This is a genomic window from Bradyrhizobium sp. T-1 (genome assembly GCF_053592855.1).
The window spans coordinates 5,738,958-5,760,518 of sequence record NZ_CM132115.1; the positions used below are offsets into that span (position 1 = coordinate 5,738,958).

General features: G+C 64.5%; 25 protein-coding genes. 7 read left to right on the forward strand and 18 right to left on the reverse strand.

The features are described from left to right. Nucleotides 1–33: 33 nt before the first annotated feature. The 9 genes from ACWAT4_RS27670 to ACWAT4_RS27710 all read right to left on the reverse strand — a co-directional run bounded on the left by ACWAT4_RS27670 (nucleotide 34) and on the right by ACWAT4_RS27710 (nucleotide 7,983). Nucleotides 34–210 carry a hypothetical protein gene (locus ACWAT4_RS27670; protein WP_212426813.1) on the reverse strand — a complete coding sequence of 59 codons (177 nt, stop codon included), beginning with the start codon at nucleotides 208–210 and terminating at the stop codon, nucleotides 34–36. Nucleotides 211–403: 193 nt separating this feature from the next. Further along, nucleotides 404–631: a hypothetical protein gene (locus ACWAT4_RS27675; RefSeq protein WP_212300382.1), complete on the reverse strand. Its 228-nt coding sequence runs from the start codon at nucleotides 629–631 to the stop codon at nucleotides 404–406. 54 nt (nucleotides 632–685) lie between these two features. Then, nucleotides 686–865, reverse strand: coding sequence for a hypothetical protein (locus ACWAT4_RS27680; RefSeq protein ID WP_212300381.1), 180 nt, complete (start codon nucleotides 863–865; stop codon nucleotides 686–688). 267 nt (nucleotides 866–1,132) lie between these two features. Next, complete coding sequence (locus ACWAT4_RS27685; RefSeq protein WP_249148794.1) at nucleotides 1,133–1,555, reverse strand: c-type cytochrome; 423 nt, start codon at nucleotides 1,553–1,555, stop codon at nucleotides 1,133–1,135. Nucleotides 1,556–1,722: 167 nt separating this feature from the next. After that, on the reverse strand, nucleotides 1,723–4,896 hold the full coding sequence (locus tag ACWAT4_RS27690) for an efflux RND transporter permease subunit (protein WP_449728576.1): 3,174 nt from the start codon (nucleotides 4,894–4,896) through the stop codon (nucleotides 1,723–1,725). Continuing rightward, nucleotides 4,893–6,302, reverse strand: coding sequence for an efflux RND transporter periplasmic adaptor subunit (locus ACWAT4_RS27695; protein ID WP_449728577.1), 1,410 nt, complete (start codon nucleotides 6,300–6,302; stop codon nucleotides 4,893–4,895). The genes ACWAT4_RS27690 and ACWAT4_RS27695 overlap by 4 nt, the downstream gene beginning before the upstream one ends. 83 nt (nucleotides 6,303–6,385) lie before the next feature. Further along, entirely contained in the window at nucleotides 6,386–6,778 is a 393-nt protein-coding gene (locus ACWAT4_RS27700; protein ID WP_212300710.1) for a FixH family protein, read from the reverse strand. Between the two features lie 99 nt (nucleotides 6,779–6,877). Next, entirely contained in the window at nucleotides 6,878–7,237 is a 360-nt protein-coding gene (locus ACWAT4_RS27705; protein WP_449728578.1) for a hypothetical protein, read from the reverse strand. 122 nt (nucleotides 7,238–7,359) lie between these two features. After that, the gene (locus tag ACWAT4_RS27710; protein ID WP_212300376.1) at nucleotides 7,360–7,983 is read right to left on the reverse strand and encodes a LysR family transcriptional regulator; all 624 of its coding nucleotides are present in this window, start codon (nucleotides 7,981–7,983) and stop codon (nucleotides 7,360–7,362) included. A 128-nt stretch (nucleotides 7,984–8,111) separates the two neighbouring features. Between ACWAT4_RS27710 and ACWAT4_RS27715 the strand changes: the two genes are divergently transcribed. Together ACWAT4_RS27715 and ACWAT4_RS27720 are read left to right on the forward strand one after the other, a co-directional pair. Continuing rightward, nucleotides 8,112–8,504, forward strand: coding sequence for a RidA family protein (locus ACWAT4_RS27715; protein WP_449728579.1), 393 nt, complete (start codon nucleotides 8,112–8,114; stop codon nucleotides 8,502–8,504). 43 nt (nucleotides 8,505–8,547) lie between these two features. Beyond that, entirely contained in the window at nucleotides 8,548–9,237 is a 690-nt protein-coding gene (locus ACWAT4_RS27720) for an L-2-amino-thiazoline-4-carboxylic acid hydrolase (RefSeq protein WP_449728580.1), read from the forward strand. A gap of 34 nt (nucleotides 9,238–9,271) precedes the next feature. Here the strand turns inward: ACWAT4_RS27720 and ACWAT4_RS27725 are convergent, their stop codons facing one another. After that, entirely contained in the window at nucleotides 9,272–10,102 is an 831-nt protein-coding gene (locus ACWAT4_RS27725) for an MBL fold metallo-hydrolase (RefSeq protein WP_212300373.1), read from the reverse strand. Nucleotides 10,103–10,196: 94 nt separating this feature from the next. Between ACWAT4_RS27725 and ACWAT4_RS27730 the strand changes: the two genes are divergently transcribed. Continuing rightward, a complete protein-coding gene (locus tag ACWAT4_RS27730) occupies nucleotides 10,197–11,057 on the forward strand; it encodes a LysR family transcriptional regulator (protein WP_212300372.1) in 861 nt (286 codons plus the stop codon). Here the strand turns inward: ACWAT4_RS27730 and ACWAT4_RS27735 are convergent. Next, nucleotides 11,054–11,815 carry a hypothetical protein gene (locus ACWAT4_RS27735; RefSeq protein WP_212300371.1) on the reverse strand — a complete coding sequence of 254 codons (762 nt, stop codon included), beginning with the start codon at nucleotides 11,813–11,815 and terminating at the stop codon, nucleotides 11,054–11,056. The two genes, ACWAT4_RS27730 and ACWAT4_RS27735, sit on opposite strands and share 4 nt — an antisense overlap. 17 nt (nucleotides 11,816–11,832) lie before the next feature. Further along, complete coding sequence (locus ACWAT4_RS27740; RefSeq protein ID WP_212300370.1) at nucleotides 11,833–12,021, reverse strand: hypothetical protein; 189 nt, start codon at nucleotides 12,019–12,021, stop codon at nucleotides 11,833–11,835. Between the two features lie 241 nt (nucleotides 12,022–12,262). Here ACWAT4_RS27740 and ACWAT4_RS27745 point away from each other — a divergent pair, with 241 nt between their 5' ends. Further along, the gene (locus ACWAT4_RS27745) at nucleotides 12,263–13,240 is read left to right on the forward strand and encodes a DUF2336 domain-containing protein (protein WP_212426807.1); all 978 of its coding nucleotides are present in this window, start codon (nucleotides 12,263–12,265) and stop codon (nucleotides 13,238–13,240) included. Here the strand turns inward: ACWAT4_RS27745 and ACWAT4_RS27750 are convergent, their stop codons facing one another. From ACWAT4_RS27750 to ACWAT4_RS27765, 4 genes are all read right to left on the reverse strand, one after another. Further along, the gene (locus ACWAT4_RS27750; RefSeq protein ID WP_212300368.1) at nucleotides 13,241–13,585 is read right to left on the reverse strand and encodes a DUF1491 family protein; all 345 of its coding nucleotides are present in this window, start codon (nucleotides 13,583–13,585) and stop codon (nucleotides 13,241–13,243) included. A gap of 52 nt (nucleotides 13,586–13,637) precedes the next feature. After that, a complete protein-coding gene (locus ACWAT4_RS27755; RefSeq protein ID WP_212300367.1) occupies nucleotides 13,638–13,850 on the reverse strand; it encodes a hypothetical protein in 213 nt (70 codons plus the stop codon). Nucleotides 13,851–14,006: 156 nt separating this feature from the next. Further along, the gene (locus ACWAT4_RS27760) at nucleotides 14,007–14,729 is read right to left on the reverse strand and encodes a peptidoglycan-binding domain-containing protein (protein WP_212426805.1); all 723 of its coding nucleotides are present in this window, start codon (nucleotides 14,727–14,729) and stop codon (nucleotides 14,007–14,009) included. Further along, nucleotides 14,722–16,563: a PAS domain-containing sensor histidine kinase gene (locus tag ACWAT4_RS27765; RefSeq protein ID WP_449728581.1), complete on the reverse strand. Its 1,842-nt coding sequence runs from the start codon at nucleotides 16,561–16,563 to the stop codon at nucleotides 14,722–14,724. The genes ACWAT4_RS27760 and ACWAT4_RS27765 overlap by 8 nt, the downstream gene beginning before the upstream one ends. Nucleotides 16,564–16,971: 408 nt before the next feature. Here ACWAT4_RS27765 and ACWAT4_RS27770 point away from each other — a divergent pair, with 408 nt between their 5' ends. Together ACWAT4_RS27770 and ACWAT4_RS27775 are read left to right on the forward strand one after the other, a co-directional pair. Continuing rightward, nucleotides 16,972–17,406, forward strand: coding sequence for a DUF5330 domain-containing protein (locus ACWAT4_RS27770; RefSeq protein WP_212300364.1), 435 nt, complete (start codon nucleotides 16,972–16,974; stop codon nucleotides 17,404–17,406). A 69-nt stretch (nucleotides 17,407–17,475) separates the two neighbouring features. Next, complete coding sequence (locus ACWAT4_RS27775) at nucleotides 17,476–17,904, forward strand: SufE family protein (protein WP_212300363.1); 429 nt, start codon at nucleotides 17,476–17,478, stop codon at nucleotides 17,902–17,904. A 103-nt stretch (nucleotides 17,905–18,007) separates the two neighbouring features. Here ACWAT4_RS27775 and ACWAT4_RS27780 read toward each other — a convergent pair whose 3' ends face one another. Both ACWAT4_RS27780 and ACWAT4_RS27785 read right to left on the reverse strand, forming a co-directional pair. Beyond that, on the reverse strand, nucleotides 18,008–18,424 hold the full coding sequence (locus tag ACWAT4_RS27780; protein WP_212300362.1) for a Ros/MucR family transcriptional regulator: 417 nt from the start codon (nucleotides 18,422–18,424) through the stop codon (nucleotides 18,008–18,010). Nucleotides 18,425–18,583: 159 nt separating this feature from the next. Continuing rightward, on the reverse strand, nucleotides 18,584–19,471 hold the full coding sequence (locus tag ACWAT4_RS27785; protein ID WP_449728582.1) for a DUF308 domain-containing protein: 888 nt from the start codon (nucleotides 19,469–19,471) through the stop codon (nucleotides 18,584–18,586). Nucleotides 19,472–19,784: 313 nt separating this feature from the next. On the opposite strand from ACWAT4_RS27785, the gene ACWAT4_RS27790 reads away from it, so the two are divergent. Next, a complete protein-coding gene (locus ACWAT4_RS27790) occupies nucleotides 19,785–21,434 on the forward strand; it encodes a glycosyltransferase family 39 protein (RefSeq protein ID WP_449728583.1) in 1,650 nt (549 codons plus the stop codon). The last annotated feature ends 127 nt before the right edge of the window (nucleotides 21,435–21,561 follow it).

Below are 21,561 nucleotides of genomic sequence, written 5' to 3' on the forward strand. Positions count from 1 at the left end.
TGGGTCAAGGACGGTTTTCCAGGTTAGGCCGGATTAGTGACCGGTGCCTGGCTTGGTGGTCTTCGGCGGCTTGCCGTCTTCCATACGACCCTCGTTGCGAAGATCACGGCCCTCCTGGGCCTTGCGCCGGCTCTCGGGATCCTTGCCGTGCTCGTTCATCTCTTCTTTGATGTAGCCGGCGCCTTCCTTGATCTTGCCTTCAACACTCATGATGTCCTCCTTCAATATTGGAGGCAACGCGCTGGCGAACCGGCCGTTCCGACGCCGTAAATCGTGTCTGGCCGAGCGGAACGCAAACAAGAGAAAGCGCAGAGCCTCCGAAGGTCGCGGTCAGGCCGGAACATGAAAGAGGCCGCCAATCGAGGCGGCCTCTCATTTCGCGAGCGAGTTTGAAAGAACGAGATCAGAAGGGCGGCGTTCCGGGGCCCGAGCCCGGACCGAACGGGCCGCGCTGGTTGCCCGGGCCCTGCAGGCCGCCAAAGATCAGGCCGCCGACCCACGTGACGGCGTCCTTGATGGCGCCGCCGATGGCGCGGAAGGCGTCGCCGAGCCAGTTGCCGCCGACGATCGTTTCGAGCTCCGCATCAGTGAGTTCGATCATTTCCAGTTTTGCAGTTTCGGGGTTCAGCATGGTGGTCGCTCCTGTTCAGATTGTGTGAGTCAGAAATGTTCAGGTGTGTGGTGCTCAGCCGTGGAAGATGCCACCGGGCAGCCAGGGATTCGGGCCGGCGGGCTGATGGGTCGTGATCTTGCCATTCACAATCCACGGGCCGATGCAGCCGCCGTCATTGATGAAGCCACCGTTGACGGCGTCCAGTTCACGATCGTCCAGCTCTTTACGCTTCCGATTGCTGTGCTCAGTCATTTGTGTCTCCCGCTGTCGAAGGAGGGTGCCATCCCCTCGCATCCAGTGGTCGCAGGAGTATCTCAGACGGTTTTTTCAGACTGTGATGCGCATCACGCAGGCAAACGGGCGGCTCCTGAGCGCCTGTTCCATCAAGCTGAGGCTTTCGGTGAGGCAGGATCGCGTCAGCACGCAGGCTGAGCCGGCCATGGCGCGAGCAACTCTTTGCCCTTCGCCCCGGAGGAGGCTTCAGGGGAAGAGGCTCGTTATCTCAATGCTTGTCGGTTGCTACTTTTGCTGAATACGATTCAGATAATCGATAACCGCGAGGATGCGTTTGCGCACGACGACTTCCGGGCTTTGCTCCGGCCCGGCCAGCTTCCAATAAGACGGATCTACATAGTGGGGCAAGTTGACAATGGGGTTGAATCGCTCTCCCCAAATCGGCATTTCACGCGTGCCGTGAGCGGGAATTGTTTTCGATCCCTCTATGGTTTCATAGACAGCGTTCGTGGGAAACACGCCGTTGTTGTTCTTGGCCAACACCGTCAAATCGGCAGGCGGCCTCTTAAGCTGGTCGCTGACCGGCCCTTTGCCCCGCGCATCCGCACCGTGACAACTCGCGCACGAAGACTGAAATTCCGACTTGCCGATGTCGAGGTCTTCAGCCTGGGCCGTAGCGGCGAAACCAGCGGCAAGACCGGCAATCATCAGATATTTTGCAGCACATCTTACCATGTCGCGCTCCGACGCTGGCTGGCGGAACCCTACTACTAGCCGCTTCGCCCCCCGACTGTTTGATACACATCAAGACTGGCTGCTTGGGCTGAAGCAGTGCCTGACGCCCGCTCATCGCTGCAGCTCCATCACCGGCCCATTCAGGCCGCCTCGGGCATGTCCGGCGAAGCGCGGCTCGCTATTTCACCGGCTTCCTCGTCGCCCGCAGGCAGCCCCCACCCCTTCACCAGGCCGAAAATGGCGGGGATCACGACAAGCGTCAGCAATGTCGACGACATCATGCCGCCGATCATCGGCACTGCAATCCGCTGCATGATTTCCGATCCTGCCCCCGTGCTCCACATGATCGGCAGGAGACCGGCCATGATAGCGACCACCGTCATCATCTTGGGCCGCACACGCTCGACCGCGCCCACCATGATGGCATCGTGAAGATCCCGTCGTGTGAGCGGCCTTCCCTCGTCGCGGCGTCCGGCTTTCACCTCTGCCAGCGCATGATCGAGGTAGATCAGCATCACGACGCCGGTCTCGGCGGCGACGCCGGCTAATGCAATGAAGCCTACGGCGACGGCAACCGACAGGTTGAAGCCGAGCCACCACATCATCCAGATGCCGCCAACCAGCGCGAACGGCAGCGACAGCATCACGATCAGGGTCTCGGTCATGGCGCGGAAGTTCAAGTACAGCAGCAGGAAGATGATCGTGAGCGTCACGGGGACAACGATCTTCAGGCGGGCGGCAGCGCGCTGCAGATATTCGTACTGGCCGCTCCAGACCACGTAGTATCCGGGCGGGAACTGGATGCCCTCCGTCACCGCGCGCTGCGCGTCGACGACGTAGCTGCCGATGTCGCGATCCCGGATGTCGACGTAGATGTAGGTCGCAAGCTGGCCATTCTCGGTCCGGATCGAAGTCGGCCCGCGCGCCAGCTCGATCTTCGCCACTTCGCCGAGCGGCACGGCCCCGCCCGACGGCATCGGCACCAGGACGTCGCTGGCAATGGCCTTGGGATTGTCCCTGAGGTCGCGCGGATAACGCATGTTCACGGTGAAGCGCTGCCGGCCTTCCACGGTCGTCGTCACCGTCTGCCCGCCAAGCGCGGCTGCGATGGTGTCCTGGACGTCCTGGATCAAGATGCCGTAGCGGGCGAGCGCCTCGCGATCCGGCACGATCTCGAGATAGTAGCCGCCGATGCCGCGCTCGGCGTAGGCCGACGAGGTGCCCGGAACGGCCTTGATGACGCGCTCGATCTGCTTCGCCAGCCGGTCGATCTCGACGAGATCCGTGCCCATGACCTTGACGCCGACCGGGGTGCGGATACCGGTGGAGAGCATGTCGATGCGCGCCTTGATCGGCATGGTCCAAGCGTTCGAGACGCCCGGGAACTGGAGCGCCTTGTCCATCTCCGCAATCAGGCTGTCGACGGTGACGCCGGGGCGCCATTGCTCCTTCGGTTTCAAATTGACGATCGTTTCGAACATCTCGGTCGGCGCCGGGTCGGTCGCCGTAGCAGCTCGGCCCGCCTTGCCATAGACCGAAGCGACTTCCGGAAACGATTTGATGATCCGGTCCTGAGTCTGCATCAGCTCGGCGGCCTTGGTCACCGAGATCCCAGGCAACGTCGTCGGCATGTAAAGCAGCGTTCCCTCGTTCAGAGCCGGCATGAACTCGGTGCCCAGCTGGCGCGCAGGCCAGATCGTCACGGCAAGAATGACGATCGCGGCCAGGATCACCAGCGTCTTGGCCCGCAGCACGGCCCTGATCACGGGACGGTAAACCCAGATCAGGGCGCGATTGACGACGTTCTTGCTCTCCGGGACGATCCTGCCACGGACGAAGATCACCATCAGCGCCGGCACCAGCGTCACGGACAGAAGCGCGGCGGCGGCCATCGAAAAAGTCTTCGTGAACGCGAGCGGGCTGAACAGCCTCCCTTCCTGGGATTCCAGCGTGAAGATCGGCATGAACGACACCGTGATGATCAGCAGGCTGAAGAACAGCGCAGGGCCAACCTCGGATGCGGCATCGACCAGGATCTGGACGCGCGACTGATCGGGCTTTGCCCGCTCGAGGTGCTTGTGGGCGTTCTCGATCATGACGATGGCGGCGTCGACCATGGCGCCGATCGCAATCGCGATGCCGCCGAGGCTCATGATGTTGGAACCGAGCCCGAGCAGCTTCATGGCGCCGAACGCCATCAGCACGCCCACCGGCAGCATCAGGATCGCAACGAGCGCGCTGCGGACGTGCAGCAGGAACACGATGCAGACGAGTGCGACGACGACGCTCTCCTCGAACAGGGTGTGCTTGAGCGTATCGATCGCCGCATAGATCAGGTTGGAACGATCGTAGACCGGGACGATCTCGACCGACTTCGGCAAGCTACTCGCGATCTCCTTGAAGCGCTTCTTGACGTTCTCGATGACGTCGAGGGCGTTGACGCCGAAGCGCTGCAGCACGATGCCACTTGCGACCTCGCCCTCACCGTTCAGCTCCGCGATCCCGCGCCGCTCGTCGGGCCCGAGCTCGACGCTGGCGACGTCGCGCAGCAACACCGGCGTGCCGTTGCTCGTCTTCAGGACGATGTTGCCGAGATCATTGATGCTCCGGATGTAGCCCCTGCCGCGGATGACGTACTCGAACTCGGAGAGCTCGACGGTGCGGCCGCCGACGTCGGCGTTGCTGGCACGGATCGCGTCCCGGATCTTCTGCATGCCGATGCCACGGTCCCGCATCCGCTGCGGATCTAGGACGACGTTGTACTGCTTGACGAAGCCGCCGATGCTGGCGACCTCGGCGACGCCTTCGGCCTTGGCCAGCGCGAACTTCAAGCTCCAGTCCTGGATCGTGCGGGTGTCCGCAAGATTCAATTCCCTGGACATGACGGCATACTGGTAGACCCAACCAACGCCGGTCGCGTCGGGCCCGATGGTCGGGGTGACGCCGGCCGGAAGCCTGGACGACGCGCCATTGAGAAACTCCAGCACGCGGGAGCGCGCCCAATAGATGTCGGTGCCATCCTCGAAGATGACGTAGACGAACGACACGCCGAAGAAGGAGAAGCCGCGCACGACCTTCGATTTCGGCACGGTCAGCATTGCCGTCGTCAAGGGATAGGTGACCTGATCCTCGATCACCTGCGGCGCCTGGCCGGGATACTCGGTGTAGACGATCACCTGCGTATCCGAGAGGTCCGGAATTGCATCCAGCGGAAGATGGATCAGCGCATAGAGGCCGGCCGCAGCGGCGAAGCCGGTCCCGAACAGGACCAGCAGCAGGTTGCGCGCCGACCAGGCGATGATGCGGGCGATCATTTGTGATCTCCCATTGCGTGGCCGGGGCCGGCGTCGGCGGCCCGCGGCGCACTTTCCGCAAATCCCTTCAGGGCGGCCTTCAAATTGCTTTCCGCATCGATCAGAAAGTTGGCGGAAGTGACCACCGCTTCGCCATCCGCAAGCCCTTCCCGCACCTCGATATAGCCACCGCCGCGCCGGCCGAGCTTGACCTCTCGCGGTTCGAAGCGCCCGTCACCCTTGTCGACGAGAACGGCCTGCCGGCTGCCGGTGTCGAGCACTGAACTGTCGGGTACCGTCAGGACAAGCGCGGCATCGGCCGTGTCGATCTCGGCATCGACATACATGTCCGGCAGCAGCATCGCATCGGCATTGGCGAGCTCGATCCGGACACGAACGGTTCGGGTATCGCGGTTCACCTGCGGATAGACGATTGCGATCTTGCCGGTGAAGGTCCGGCCGGGAAAGCTGCGGGCCCGAACCGCCACCGACTGCCCGACCGCGACGGTGCCGAGATCGCGCTCGGCCACGTCGACCAGCGCCCAGACCACCGATGTGTCGGCGATGCGAAACAGCACATCGCCGGGATTGGCCCGCATGCCTTCGATCGCGTTGCGCTCCAGGACAATCCCGTCGCGCGGCGTCGACCAGCTGATGGTGACAGGCGCAACCCGCGTCTTCTCCATCTCCGCGATAACAGGCTCCGGCACATCGAGATTGACCAGACGCTGACGCGAACCGCGGCCATAAGTCTCCACGCCGCCTACCACCTTGGAGGTGATCGTCGCGAGATATTCCGCCGCGGCGGAAGCGACCGCCGAACTGTAGATCTCCATCAGCGGCTGGCCGGCCTTGACGCGGGCGCCGGTGGTGACGTCAGCGACCTTCTGCACAAAGCTTTCCGCGCGCATCGCGATCACCGACACGCGGCGCTCGTCCAGCTGGATCGTGCCGGGCGCCTTCACCAAGACGCGGATCGCACGCCGTTTAACCGGCTCGGATTTCACACCGGTGCGCTGGATCTTGCCGGGTGAAAGCCTCACCGTGCCGTCGTCGGTGTCATCGCCTTCATAGACGGGGATGTAATCCATCCCCATCGAATCCTTCTTGGGCACTGGCGAGGTGTCGGGCAGCCCCATGGGATTGCGGTAGTACAGAATCTTCCGCGGGGATCCCGCCTGCTGCTGTGGCTTTGCCCGCGCCGGGGTTGCCTGGTCATCGTCGTAGACCGGCAGATAATCCCGTCCGCGGTCGTCCTTCTTTGGGGCCGCCGACCAGAGTGGTGCGCCGCTGGGATCACGGTAGTAGAGCGGTGTTCGGTCGGCCGCTGATGCGCGCGGGGCAAACGTTCCGTTCAAGGAGCCGTAGCCGACCAGGGCGAGGCCGCAGCCCAGCGCAACAGTCGTGAGGAGAGGCAACGTTTTCATGGCGTGTATCCGCGCAGCCGGGAGCGCGCGTCCGTGTGAATGAAGAGGGAAATGTCGGGCGCGGCGAGGCAGCGCCCGAATGTTCACTTGGTCGCCGTGACGATCACCTCGCCGACGACAGTCTCCGGTTCGCCCTGCACCTTCACAGACAACGTCATCTGGTAGCGGCCGGCCATCGGCAGGTCCGTTTTGAAGGCGTACACGCCAGGCTCCTTCGACGGTAGCGGTGCGACCGCCGATTCCATTTCGGCCATGCCGTCGGGGGCCATGTCGACGCGTGTCTTGAAGACGATCGCGTCCGGCACCGGCTTGCCGGTTCGCTTGTTGGTCAAGCGAACGGCGAGCGTGACGTCGTCGCCCTTCTTCATCTGCGGATTGACGGGCTCGAAAGCATAGTCGCCGGCGCCCGCCATGGCGGCGGAAACGGCAAGCGAAAGGGTGGCGGCCAGAGCCGCTGTGCTGAATTTGGAAAGCATTGTCCAGTCCTCATGAATTGATCTTCCGCCGTGGCGCATGGCGCGCACGTCAGTCATCGTCGCGAACGGGCGTGCCGTTCGCGTCGCGAGCTCGCGAGATCAGATTCGAGGAGGTCGGAAGGGAGGACTGCCGCTGCGGAAGGAGACGACCTGATCGGCAGGAAGGGCGATCTTGCTCGCAGCGACCGCGAGATATTCGAACGCGACCGGCCTGACATCGCCGAGTGCGATGATGCCGCCGACGCAGCAGAAGCCCATCCCGCACTTGTAAGCCGCGTGGGAGGCCGTTCCCTTCATGTCGGGACAACAATCGTCCATCGACATCTCGGGCTCGCCGCCCATGTGCATGGTCGTCTGCATGTCAGACGACATTGCAGGTTGGGCTGCGGACGCGCCAACGGGCAGCATCGCCAGGGATATGGCGATTGCGAGGGCCAGGATGGTACGGACGAACCGCATCAATAGCGACTTACCTTGTCAGACCGGAACACGGCCTGAGTATCATACTCGGGCCGGGAAAACAGTCATTGACCACGGTCAAGCATTCGTGACCGATCCGCCTCACCTGTCCTGCATCCGCATTAACTTCCGACACCACCGACCAATCGCGGGCGATTGGCGCGCGGGTTCTCGGCTGCGACGGCAAGCAGCCAGGCGCGAAAACCGACGATCTCCGGACAATCCGCGGTGCCTTCGGGCGCAATCAGCCAGTCGCCCAGCCCCGTCCCCTCGTTGATCCGATCGCAGCGATAGCCGGGATGACGGCCGAGGCCGCGGGCGATCAGCAGATCGACCTTGCCCTCGACCAGCTCGTGCAGGCCGGCGGGCTGCAGCACGCGCAAGCCGATCTCTGCATGCTGCTCGCGAAATGCCGACAGATCGAGGCGACGCAGGTCGAAGCTGGCATGGACACCCAACTGCAGCAGCACCGCACCGGCCGGCTTCAATTGCGCAGTCGCATCCGCAATGTGGCGAAAGCCTTCGGATACCCCGGGCAGATAGGCTTGACCTGCCCCGGTCAGGATCAGCTGCTTGTGCAGCCGCTCGAACAGCTGCACGCCGAGGCGCGCCTCCAGCGCTTTCACCTGCTGCCCCACGGCAGCCGGCGTCACGTGCAGCTCGTGCGCGGCCAGCTTGAAGCTGAGATGGCGCGCGGCGGCCTCGAAGGCGCGAAGCGCGTTGAGTGGCGGAAGGGCGTAGGTCATCGCGCCGCAGTTTGACACCGATGGACCGCAGCCTTGCAATAGATTTTCTTGCGCTGAACCGCAGGAATGATGCTTTGCGCCGCCGCGATGCCGCCGGATACGGTCAGCCCGCAATCCGGAGAAACCTCATGCCCGCAGCCCACATCGTCAGCCACAATCCCACAACGGTCCATCCGCCCGCCGGCGGCTACTGCATGGGACTTGAACTGAAGCAGCATCGCCGCCTGCTGTTCATCAGCGGCCAGGTGCCCGAGAGACCCGACGGCACCGTGCCTGAAGGTTTTGAGGCGCAATGCGAACAAGCCTGGCGCAACGTCAAGGAGGTGCTCGCCGCCGCCGGTCTTGGCGTCGAGCATCTGGTCAAGGTCAACACGTTCCTGACTGACCGGGCTCAACTCGTGACCAACCGCACCATTCGCCATGCGATGCTCGGGGAGCATCAGCCCGCGCTGACGGTCGTCGTCGCCGAGACCGTCGACAGCAAATGGCTGCTCGAGATCGAGGCGATTGCCGCGGAATGAAGTTTTTACCGATTGTCCAACAGGCCAATGATGCGAGGCTGCCATGGCTGAGATCCATCCCTTCTACGAGCAGTATCGCGGCGCGATGGAAGCCGCGATGCACCAACGACTCGACCTTGCCGAGTCGATGTTGCGCGAGCGCGCGCATCTCACCGAGATCGACAGGATCAGGCGGGAGGTGATGGACGAATTCGCGATCGTGCTCACCCAGATGCCCTATGTCGGCGGCGCGGCGAGCCGCATGAGCGATGTCTTCATGCGTCTCACCGGATTCATGGCCACCAGCCGCGTGCTGCGGCGACACGGCGTGCCGCTGCCATTGATCCGCGAGATCGAGCGAGAGACCCATAAGGCGCAATTGCTCACCGTGCCGGAGGCCGAACGTCTCGCCGCGGGGGATCAGTTCATGTCGCCGGAGAACCAGACCCTGCTACGCGAGCAGGCGGCCAAAAGCACGACAGCGAGCCATCAGGCCGAATTTCCGGAGGATTTCGTCTATGATTTCATCGAGCCGGGTCCCGGTGACAATTTTGAATTCGGCATCAACTACCGCGCCTGCGGCTTCTGCAAATTCGCGGGCCGCCATGGCGACAAAGAGATATTGCCGAACATATGCGGGCTCGATTTCGACGCCTATGCAACGCGCGGCATCCATCTGGACCGGACACAGACGCTCGCCGGCGGTGCAAGCCACTGCAATTTCCGCTTCTCTCGGATGGGCCGCGATGGTTGACGTCGCGCGGGACCAACGCCTCGCGTTCGCGCGCTTAACTAGTGCCGCCGCAGCGGCAGTTCTCGTAGTCCACGGGATCGTGACTGTTGACGATCGTCACGCTGCCGCCGTGGCTGAGCTTCAGCTCGCGCAGCCGCGCCTGGTTGGCGATGCGGGCGTTGCGATCCATGTCGACGCGGCGCTGGAAATAGCGGAGCACCAGCGGCGCGCGCGGCGATGCGTCGAGCTGGGCATGATGGAAATAACTGTCGCCGGCATGCAGCAGCCATTTGCCGCCGGTGCGGACCGCGATGCCGCAATGACCGAGTGTGTGACCGGCCAGCGGGATCATCAGGATATCCGCTTCGCGATCGCCGAGCGCGCGCACGCCAGTGAAGCCGAACCAGCCCTCGCCGGCCTCGCCGTAGAATGTCCAGCTCGGCCCGTGGCTCCATTGCCCCGTGACATAGCGCCCTTCCGGCGGCGCGGGTTTGCGTAGCACAGCCATATCGTATTCAGTGCGATGGACGTGGATCGCGGCGCGGGGAAAGTCGGGCACGCCGCCGGCGTGATCGCGATCGAGATGCGTCAGCAGCACGTGGCGCACGTCGCCAGGCGAATAGCCGAGCGCCTTCACCTGCTGCACGGCCGTCTCTGACGGATCGAGCTTTGGCGCGGTCTGGCGCAGCCACCGTCGTCCGAGCCGGTCGGGCGCCGCGATATCGCCGAGCCCGATGCCGGTGTCGACCAGAGCGAGGCCGCTTTTGGTTTCGATCAACAGGCAATGACAAACCATGCGGGCGCGCTGGAACAGGCTTCCTGTGCCGTTCACGAGCCGGCGGCCCATGGGACACATGGTGCCGGTGTTGAGATGATGGATTTTCATCGAGCTTCCCTGCCTGTTTCGAACAGGGACTTCTTGTCATCCTCAAATCCATAGGTAAAATATCAAATATTGATAGTATCTCTAGGATTAACCTATGGATATCCGCGAGCTCCGCTATTTCGCCGCCGTCTACCGCGAACGCAACCTCACGGCTGCAGCGCGCACGTGCTTCGTGTCGCAGCCGTCGATCTCGACCGCGATCACCAATCTGGAGGCCGAGCTCGGCACCACGCTCTTCATCCGGCACAAGAAGGGCGTCGCGCCGACCGCTTCGGCCGAGCAGTTTCATGCACTGGCCCGCCGCATCATCGACGAGGCCGATGCCGCGCGCAGCCTGTTCCGCAAACCCAGCACGAAAACCAATCTGACGCTCGGCCTGATGCGTACGCTCGACCTGCCCCGGACGATCGCGCTGCTGAAGCCGCTGACGGCGCGCAGCGACGTCGCGCTCCGGCTCGTCGGCAGCGACGAGCGCGCGGATGCCAGGATCATCTCGAAGAGCATGTTGCGCGATGACGAGCATTTCGTCCCGCTCTGGAGCGAGCGCTACGTCGCGGCGCTGCCGCCGTCGCATCCGTTGACGCTAAAGGAACGGCTGCGGGCGGCCGACCTCGCCGACGTTCCCCTGATCGACCGCTGCCATTGCGAGCAGAGCGCGTTCTTCGGCCGCGCGGCGCAGCGACGCCCGTCCGCGGCGATCGCGCAATCTGAGGACTGGGCCATGGCGCTGGTCGCGGCCGGCGTCGGCGTCGCCATCGTCCCCGAAGGCGTGGCGAAGGGCCATCCGGATGTCGCCATCCGGGAGATCGAGGTGAAGGTCAAACGCGAGGTCGGCCTCGCCTATCGCGCCTCAGTGCCGCTGGCGGACGTGTTGAAGGATTTTGTCGGAAAACTCCGGAAGCAGCGCCGCAAACCGGAGCGCAGCGGGCGACGGCCTCGCTCGACGCGGTCCTAGCCCTTCGACACTACCGCGCGGCCGTAGGCCGGCTGCGACTGAACCGGGGGATTGGCGGTCTGGGCCGCGAGCTCGCCGATCAGGCGATCGGCGTCGGCGGCCATGCCGTCGGGAGCCTGGATCACCAGCCGCTCCAGCGCAAAGCGATAGGACGAGACGCGCTGCTCGAGCGACAGCTGCACCCACTGGATGATCAGCGCGTTCTCCCGCATGCGTTCGACCGCATCGGTCTTCTCCTGCGGCGAGAGCGCGGAGACGCGCGCCATGCTGGCCTCGCGCTTCTTGTCGAGATCGATGACGCGGATCGCGCTGGCGAAGAACGGCTCGAACCGGGTGATGTCGTTGCGCACGTCCTCGATCAGCTGCGCATAGCGCGAGGCATGCGAGCGGTGCGGCTCGTCGATCAGCGTTCGGCCGTACATGGTGCGGTCGAACACGACCTTCTGGCGCCACGGTGACGGCAGGGCCTTGTAGTCGCCGAACACGCTCTTCCAGGCCGGCCGCGACAGCGGCGGCTCGATCATGGGATAGGCGAGGTCGCGAAGCTGGCGCTCTTCGTCGGTGAGCTGGAATTGGGAGGGCTTCAGGCCGAGGCTGCCGGTGGCCTCGATGCCAAGCCAGCGATGCATGTCGTCGCTGCGCATGTCGGCGCGGGTGCGGCCGAAATCACCGCCACTGCAGGCGGCGAGCGACGCGCCGACAGCTGCGAGCAGGATGGCTGATACGATGGTGCGGATCTGGCGGATGGAGTCCGGCATTGCAAACGACGATCGCGTCAGCGGCGCCGACGACGGCGCCCCGGCGCGGTGCCTGCTTCGGGCCCGCGGTCGCCGCTGGTTTCGTCTGCCTCGCGCTCGATCCGGATGACGGGAAGAATCAGGATCGTTCCCATGTCCGCGCGCGGTGTGACATCCCCCGACGAGCCCACCCGGCGAGCGGCCGGAAATTCGATGATGGTCCCCATGTCAGCTCTCTCAACTGCCGCGCGACCAAACGCGCCCCGGCAACATGGAGATCATTAGGATCAGTTTATGGTTAACGGGGTGTAAACATGGTCTTTTGACCGTAACCGCACGGGCCGTCCCGCAACGAGACGAGACCGCTTGAAATGCGCGGGTTTGCTTCACACCTCGTTTTCCTTAACGAGCCTTTAAAGGACCCCTGATAGGCTTGCGGGAACAGTTCTTCCGAGTTGCGTACCCTCCATGACCAAGTCGCTGTTTCCCGGATTCGACGGGCTGATGACCCTCTCCCGCCGCGAGGGCGTGGATGTTCGCCCCACCCTGCTGCGCGTGCTGACCGATCTGTATGTCCAAGCCAGCACCCACAGCGAGGACGAGCAGCGGCAGTTCATCGAGCTTGCGACGCGGCTGATCGACCAGGTCGACGACGCGACGCGCGCTTCCGTCAAGGCGAAGCTTGCGATCTATCCGCAGACGCCCGTCCCGGTCTTGCAGAAGCTCGGGCTGGTCGCCGCGCAGGAAGGCCGCAGGATTCCGCTCGCGCGCGAGATCCCGCGTGCTGCACCCGCCCCTTCGCCGGCCCGCACGCCGACCGAGGCCGAGCAGCGCATGGCCGCCAGCATGGCTATGCAGCCGAAGGAAGCGGCCGAGATCCACGACATGTTTTTCCGCGCCGATGCGAGCCAGCGCGCGCTGATCCTGCACAATCTGGCGCAGACGCCGCTGAAGGCCGCGCCGCGGATTCCGACGGTGCACGCCAAGCGCGCCATCCAGATCCTTGAGATGGCCGCGATTGCCGGCGACGTCGACAGTTTCATCCACGAGCTCGGCGACACCCTGATCCTGCCCTCGCGCGTCGCCGCAGAGATCGTCGACGATCCCGGCGGCGAAGCGCTCGCGGTTGCCGCACGCGCGCTCGACATGCCGAGCCCGAACTTCCAGCGCATCCTGCTGTTCTTCAAGCCCGCGATCGGCAATTCCGTGAACGAGGTCTACCGCCTGTCGCGGCTCTATGACCGTCTCAGCGACCGCTCCGCCCTGGTGATGCTGGCCGCGTGGCGCGGCTCGACGCTTGCGGTCACGCGCGCAAAATATCAGCCGTCGCTGCATGACAGCGACCGCCAGCGCGCACGGAGCAGCGCCAGCCAGACACGGCCGAACGTGCAGCCCGGCTCGAGCCCGGCCGTGCGCACGGGCAGCAGCGGGTCGTCGGAGCGCTAGTCAGGTCTTGGCCAGATCGAGGAAGTGCCGTCCCGCACGGTCTTCGGTCTCCACGATCCAGGCGTCCGGATCGAAGCGCAGTTCCTTGGTCAACCGCTCTTCCACCGCTGACTCCGGCACCGGCTGCGGCGCAATCGGCACGAAGAAGCGATCGACGGGCCGGCCGTCGTCATAGGACGTCTGCGGCGCCGGCACGTAGAGCATCGCATTGCCGTCGAGCAGCGACACTTTCACGAATACCGCGCCCGCCTCCTCGGCGCCGCGACGCCGCACCGCGCCGAACACGCCCTCGGTCTGACACCGGCGCAGATAAGCTGAGACCCAGATATTTGACTTCAAACGCATGGACGCACGATAAGCCAGCAAGAGACGTGACGCCAGTCTCGGCGCCTGCGCCTCACGCCTTGCGTGTGCCCTCCTGACCGCCGCGGATCTTGCTCGCGACGAAGTACGACAGCGGCATGGCGAGCGTGAATCCCACGGCAACGGCATAGGGAATGTTCTTGATGGCGTTGGCCGCAAAATTCGGCACCATCAGCACCACGATAAGGCTGATGCCCGCCAACGTGGTCCCCAGCATCATCCAAATCAGAACCGAAACCTTGAACATGACGACCTCCACTCTCTGGTGAGAATGAGGCATCATCTTCCCTGACGGCGACGGCGGTCATTGATCCCGGGCAAATCTCGATGGTGCGAATCTGGCCCCGATTTTGTCGGAGCAGCGCTGCGAATTGATCGGCATCAATGACGGAAGGAATCGCGGCTATTCGACGGGATGGCCGATTGCGGCGGCGAGTTCGCGCAGCAGGCGGTCCGACACCTGGCCGGTGACGGGCATCTTGCGCTGGCGCTCGAACGTCTGGATCGCCGACTGGGTCTCGCCGCTCATCGTGCCCGTGATCTTCAAATTCCCATAGCCGTATTCGGACAGCGCGCGCTGCACGCCGGCGAGACGACGCGCCGCCGGGCTTTGCTGCGCCGGGATGGGCGCCGGCGGCCGCGCGACGGCCACCGCGGACGGTGCCGGCGTCGGTGTCGTGGCCTTGATCACCAGATTGGTCATGGGATCGCCGGAGCGCGGCGTCGAGGCCGTCGTCTCGGCAGGCTTCTCCGGCACTTTCTCGGCCGGCTTCGGCTCCACGCGAAACTCGGTTGCCTTCGGCTCCAGCGGCGACGTGTCGGCGCCGACGGGCCGCGGGCGCGGCAAGGGATTCGCCAGCGACGTGGAGGATGGCGCAGGAAGATTGATCACGGTGCCGAACATCGGCGCCGGATGCCGGCCGGTCTGCAGGAACAGCGCGTTCGCAACGATGGCGCTGATCGCGGCGGCGGCGACGAAACCGGCCAGCGTATCCTTGGGGCTGTGCAGAAGCACGCGCAGCACGAGATTGCGCTCGGTCTCGACATCCACGACCGCGGCCTTGGCACCACCCTTGGCGCCACGGCGGCGCGGAGCAGCTTCGTCGTTGGCAGACTTTCTAGGCACTTTTCTTCACCAGGGCAGGTTGGTCCTGAACTTCATGACGGGGCACCGGCGTCAGCGTCGCGATTTTGCTCTCGGCCGCCACTTTATCGGAAGGCTTGGCTTGCGGCGGCGTGTAGACGAGCGGCAGCTTGACGGTGACGGCGGTACCCTCGCCGACTTTGCTTTGTACCGTCAATTCGCCGAGATGCAACGCCACCAGGCTCTTCACGATCGAAAGACCGAGGCCCGTGCCTTCGTGACGGCGCTCATAGGTCTTGTCGCACTGGAAGAACGGCGCACCGATGCGCTTGAGGTCATCGGGCGCGATGCCGACACCGGTATCGCTGATCCGCAGCGTGAGCTGCGAAGCGGATGCCGATGCAGACACCGTGACCTGGCCGCCGCGCTCGGTGAACTTGACGGCATTGGCGACGAGATTGAGCACGATCTGCTTGAACGCCCTGGGATCGCCGGTCATCATGGGCAGATCCTGCGGCGCATCGGTGATGAGGTCGATGCCGTTCTCGCGCGCCTTCAGCGCCAGCAGATTGCAGCAATGCATCAGCGAGGCGCGCGGCGCGAAAGGCTCCGACGCAATCTCGAAATTTCCCGATTCCATCTTCGACATGTCGAGGATGCCGTTGACGACCGACAGCAGATGCTGGCCGGACGCGTTGATCAGCTCGGCGTATTCCTTGCGCTGGCTGGCTGCCAGCATCAGGGCCTGCTCCTGCGCGATCATCTCGGAGAAGCCGATGATGGCGTTGAGCGGCGTGCGCAGCTCATGGCTCATGGTGGCGAGGAAGCGCGTCTTGGCGGCATCGGCGGCCTCCGCCGCGCTGCGCGCCTGATCGAGCGCCTGCTCGGACAGCTTGCGATCGGTGACGTCGCGCATCACGGCGACGACTTCGAGCTCGGCAGTGGCTTCGCGGCGCTGATCCTCGAGCGGCCGGCACCGCATCTCGACCCAGATGAAATCGATCTGACCGCGCTCGGAGCCGGCAGGCTCCCGCCGCAGCCGGAATTCGACGCTGCGCACGTCGCCGCGCGCGGCATCGGAGAGCGCGGTGAGGTAGGCCGGACGATCGGCGACATGGACGCGATCGAACAGGCCGTGGCCAAGCAGCTGCGCGACCGGCATGCCGAGCAGGGCTTCCACCGCCGGCGAGATGAACTGCACCGCGCCGTTGCGCTGATGCCGCGAGATCACGTCGCTCATGTTGCGCGCCAGCATGCGATAGCGCTCCTCCTCGCGCGACAGCAGTGCGACGCTGGTGCGGGCAAGCGACTCGGCGCCGAAGGCGAGGCCTGCGGCATAGAGCGTCGCGGAAGCGACGCCGAACGCCATCATCACGCCGCGTTCTGCGCCGTTGAGGTCGCCGGCCGGCAGCCAGCCGAGCTGGCTCAGCAGGATCAACAGTCCCACGCAGGACAGCGCGAGCAAGGAGGCAAAAGCCGCGACGCGGCGCGAGGCCGACAGCGCGGCCTCGAGGGGAACCACGACCAGCCAGATCGCGGCAAACGATTCGATGCCGCCGGTCGTGGCCGCGATGGCCATGATCAGGCCGGCGAGCGCCAGCGACGACAGCACGTGGGCGCCTTCATAGCGGCCGGTGCGCGACAGGAACCAGGACAACAGGATCGGCGCGATCAGCCAGGCGAAGGCCGCGACCTCGATCGCGCTCGGCGCGCCACGCAGGACGAGATAAACGGGGAATGCGGCAAAGGCAGCCAGGCTTCCGAGAAGCCGCGGCGCCATGAAAGCCCGATGGCGCGCACGCGTCAGCGCGTCGTAACGCGCGGAGGGATGCAGCAGTGCATCGAGACAATCGCGGATGATACTCAAAACTGTCACGGGTCTCGCGCTTCGGCTCAATCGTCTCGAGAAGACGCGCCGGAACGCCTCCTTATCGTTGAGCCACCGTGTCAGAGTGACCTTAAACGAGTGCTAAGGCGGGTCGGCGTGCGACCGGACACCGCGATATCGCGGAGATTTTTAGGCGATTTGACGATGTCATCATCGCAGATGGTGAACACAGGGTTTCGCGAGCCGGATCATGGTTTCGAATTGGTGGATGCGCGGGTCCGGGCCACCACGGTTGCCCGCATCAATCGAAAATTTACGAGACCTCTATCCGCGAAGATTCTTGCGTAAATTTTCCGCGAATTAAGCTCAAGGCAATGACTTGCGATTTATCGAGAGTTGCTAGGTCGAAACGCGCGCGGAAATCGCCGTCGCGGGATCTAACATACAGGTCGCAAGATGCGCTTTCTGCTTCGCATCACATTCTGGCTCGGGCTGGTGCTGGTGCTCCTGCCGCGGGACAAGACGCCCGAATCGGGCAAGCTGCCGCAAATCGGCGCAGCCGACGCGGTGCAGGCTGCGACCGCGGCCGTCTCCGACATGACCCAGTTCTGCAAGCGTCAGCCCGCGGCCTGCGAGGTCGGCGGACAGGCCGCCACCATCATCGGCCAGCGGGCGCAGGACGGCGCGAAGAAGATCTACCAGATCATCAACGACAAGAAAGACCAGATCACCAACGAGAAGAACGAGAAGACTGACAAGAAGGCGCCCGACCACACCGGCTCGATCACGATCGCCGGTGAAGGCGATACGGCTGCGACCGAAGCGCCGCGCGACACGCTGACCCAGGACGATCTCGCGCTGGAATGGCGCGGCCCCGAAACGGGGAATTAGGCGCCAAATCCTATCGATTTCGGCGGCCTGCGTCCCTATATTGGCCTGAACAGGAACCACGGGCCATCAATGACTTCGATTGACGACATCAGGGACAATTTCGAGCTTCTGGACGACTGGGACGACCGCTACCGGTACGTCATCGAGCTCGGCCGCACCCTGGAACCGATGCCCGAGGACGAGCACTCGGCCGAGAACAAGGTGCAGGGCTGCGTCAGCCAGGTCTGGCTCCAGAAGCTGGTCGACCGCGACGGCGGTGCGCCGATCCTGAAATATCGCGGCGACAGCGACGCACATATCGTGCGCGGGCTGGTCGCGATCGTGCTTGCGCTGTACTCCGGCCGCACGCCGCAGGAGATTCTCGATACCGACGCGATTTCCGTGTTCAACGAGTTCGGCTTCCGCGACCACCTGACGCCGCAGCGCTCCAACGGCCTGCGTTCGATGGTCGAGCGCATCAAGACCGACGCGAAAGAGGCGCTGGCGGAAGCGTCGTAAGAAGCTTCGAAGGGTGGGCAAAGCGCAAGCGTACCCACCATCTCGAGTGCGTGGGCACGGCGCTTCGCGCCTTTGCCCAACCTACGAAACCGAGCACGCCGCTCTACTTCCCCTTCTTCCGCTGCTGCTGTCCCAGACCCATCTTCTTCGCCAGTTGCGAACGCGCCACCGCGTAGTTCGGCGCGACCATGGGATAGTCGGCCGGCAGGCCCCATTTCTCGCGATATTGCTCGGGCGTCATGTTGTACTGGGTGCGCAGGTGGCGCTTCAGCGACTTGAAGCGCTTGCCGTCTTCGAGACACACCAGATAGTCCGGCGCGATCGACTTCTTCAGCGAGACCGCAGGCCTTGCCGGCTCGAGCGGTGCTTCGGCGCGGCCCGACGACACCCGCGTCAAAGCGCCGTGCACCTGGCTGATCAGGTTCGGAATCTCGGCGGCCGGCGTCGGGTTGTTGCCGACATAGGCCGACACGATGCTCGCCGTCAGCTCGATGAAGTTCTTGGCCCCGGCATCAGACATGGGCGCCCTCTCTCCAATCTGGCTCCGTCGCTGCATTGGCGGCGGTGAAGTATTCTCTGTCAACAATACGTTTGGCTGAAATACGACGACTGGCGAATGTGAGCCTATTACTGATCTCGCGACAACAGCCACGAGGCTTTACTTCAAGGCTGGAGGTCTTCAGCCGCGCTGGTCGAGATGCGCACGCAGCTCGTCAATGGAGGCAAAGCGCATCATGCCCTCCGGCATCTGCGCCTCGATCGAGCCATCGGAATAGAGCGAATAGGCCATGCCGTCGACGATGCCGGATTTGAGCACCGTCACCGACGCCGGTTCGACCGGTGGCGGCTCGGGTGCAGGCGGAGGTGCGACAGGTGCAGCAGGCTCGAAGGCCGACGACGGGCGCGGCGGCCGACGCGCCGCGGGCGGCTCCGGCGGCCGCGCGCGATCCGGCTTCGGCCACGCGTCCTCGAAGCTAGCGGGCGGAGTTTCGGGCGCAGCCGCTTCCGCCTGCTCGGCGTGAGCCTGCAGCGGCGGGTTCTCGGCAGCCTTGGTCTCCTTGGCCTCGGCGCGCTCGCGCTCCTTGCGCGAGCTCGAGGCGAACAGCAAATTGCGCCTTCGCGGCGCTTCCGGAGCTGCGGAGGGGGGCGGAAGTGGAGGCGGAGGCGCTTCGGGCTCGGCCGGTGCCTCCGCGCGCGGGCGCGCCGGCGTGGGCACTTCGGCCTGCCATGGCGGCGCAGTCGGCGGTGACTGCGGATCACCCCGCACCGCCGCGGCAGGCTCCGGCGCAGGCGCACCCAGGCCATTTGGCCCGGCGAGACCCGGCGGCAGCACCGGCCTCACGCGAACCTCCGACGCTGCGGCTCCGGCCAGACGGCGGCCGATCGCTTGCAGCTCGAGCAGGACGACGTAGAGGCCGACCAGTAACATTCCGGAGCAGACGCCAATCGTCCCGCTCGTTATGAGCGTGCTGCCGACGCTGAATTCCCTGTAGCCGAAGCCATACGCGACCGTAAGGAGGCCCGCCACGACGGCGAAAATCCCTGCGATCAACAAAGCCACGCTCATCGAACAAACCCCCGGCCACGCGTCCACACGCGGCACCCGCTACGCCACGATACCGTCTTACAGCGTTCCTCGCCAACGACCAATTGCCGCCGCCGTTCCTAAAGGGAAGGATATCAGGGACTTATTCACATTCCCTTCAGCAACGGTCCGCTAGCTCTCATGTGCTCCAAGTTGGCCGGAAATTGCTGCGTCGCATCAGGAATTTAGCCATAATGCCCAATTACTTGGTAATGGAACTGCGCTATAGGGATTCCGGGGAACAGGCCCGCGCGCACCAGCAGGGCCAAGAGGGGATTCCGGGTCACCAATAGCCATGACATCCATCACGACCTCGGCGATCGAAACGCCTCTCGGGCGCTCGGTTGAACGGACTTGCGACGACGTCGCCATGCTGGTGCTGGCTGCCGTCGCCGTCATTGCAGGCCTGACCTTCCGCGATTACGGGCTCGGCTGGGACGACTATACCCATGCCGAATATGCCGACCTGCTGCTGCGCATGTACGGCTCCGGCTTCAGGGACACGGCCGCGCTCTCCTTCGCCAACCTCTATATGTACGGCGGCGGCTTCGACATGGCCGCAGCGCTGCTCCACAAGATCCTCCCGCTCGAGCTGTTCGAGACGCGACGCCTGGTCGGCGCGACCGTCGGCGTGATCGGGCTTGCGGTGACCTGGCGGCTCGGCCGCCGCGTCGGCGGACCTCTTGCCGGCCTCGGCGCGCTGCTGCTGCTGGCGCTCTGCCCGATCTTCTACGGCCACATGTTCATGAACCCGAAGGATGCGCCCTTCGCGGTGGCGATGATCGTCCTGATGCTCGGCCTGGTCCGCCTTGCCGAGGAATATCCAAATCCCTCGCCGCGCACGATCCTGATCGTCGGCCTGGGTGCAGGCCTCTCACTTGGCACGCGCGTTCTCGGCGGGCTGGCGCTGGTCTATGCGATGATCGGCTTCGTCCCGCTGTTCCTGGAGGAACTGCACGCCGAGGGCGCTCGCGAAGCGGTGCGTCGTTTCGTCCATGTCATCTACGTGTTGTTGCCCGGCCTCGTGCTCGGCTACCTCGTGATGGGCCTGATCTGGCCGTGGTCGATCATCGAGCCCGGCAATCCCTTCGAGGCCTTGACCTATTTCTCGCACTTCTTCGAGAAGCCCTGGAAGGAGATGTTCGACGGCGCGATCGTCTCCGTGCCCGACATGCCCTGGTCGTATCTGCCGACTCTGTTCGCGCTGCAGCTGCCCGAAGTGATGCTGGTGCTGATGGCCGGCGCGGTGATCGGCACCTTCGCCATGCTGCCGCGCCGCGAGACTCCGGCGCGCCGCAAGACCATCATGCTGATGCTGACGCTGGCAGCGACGCTGCCGCTCGCGATCGCAATGGTGAAGCGGCCGGCGCTCTACAACGGGATCCGCCATTTCGTCTTCGTGATCCCGCCGATGGCGGTGCTCGGTGGCATTGCCTTCGGCTGGGCCATGGAGCGCCTGCGCGCCAACCAGCGCGCCTGGCAACCGGCGGTGCTCGCCGTGTTCTGCTTCGGCCTTGCCTTGCCGCTCGCCGAGATGATCCGGCTGCATCCCTATCAGTACACCCACTTCAACCACATCGCCGGAACGGTACGCGCCGCAGACGACCGCTTCATGCTGGACTATTGGGGCCTTGCGCTGAAGCAGGCCTCCGACGAACTGCGCGAGCAGCTCGTCGAGCGCCAGGAAGTGCCGCCGCGCAATCGCAAATGGAAGGTTGCGGTGTGTGGTCCGCAGCGCCCGGCCCAGGTCGCGCTCGGCCCGGACTTCACCATCGGCTGGGATTCCAACGCGGCCGATTTCGCCATGACGCTCGGCGAGTTCTACTGCAAGGGCCTGACGGCGCCCGTGATGGTCGAGATCAAGCGCGACGACGTCGTGTTCGCGCGTGTCTACGACATCCGCGGCCGCAGCATTTCCAGCCTGCTGTCGATCCCGGCGCCGTAAGATTTTTCTCCGGATCCGCCGGGTTCATGCGGGCTACGCTGAACTGCCGCGCTCTGCACGCCTTGCTGCCAGCTGTTTGCAAGACTAGGCTCCTCCTCCGCAACAACGAGGTTCGGAGAAATTTACC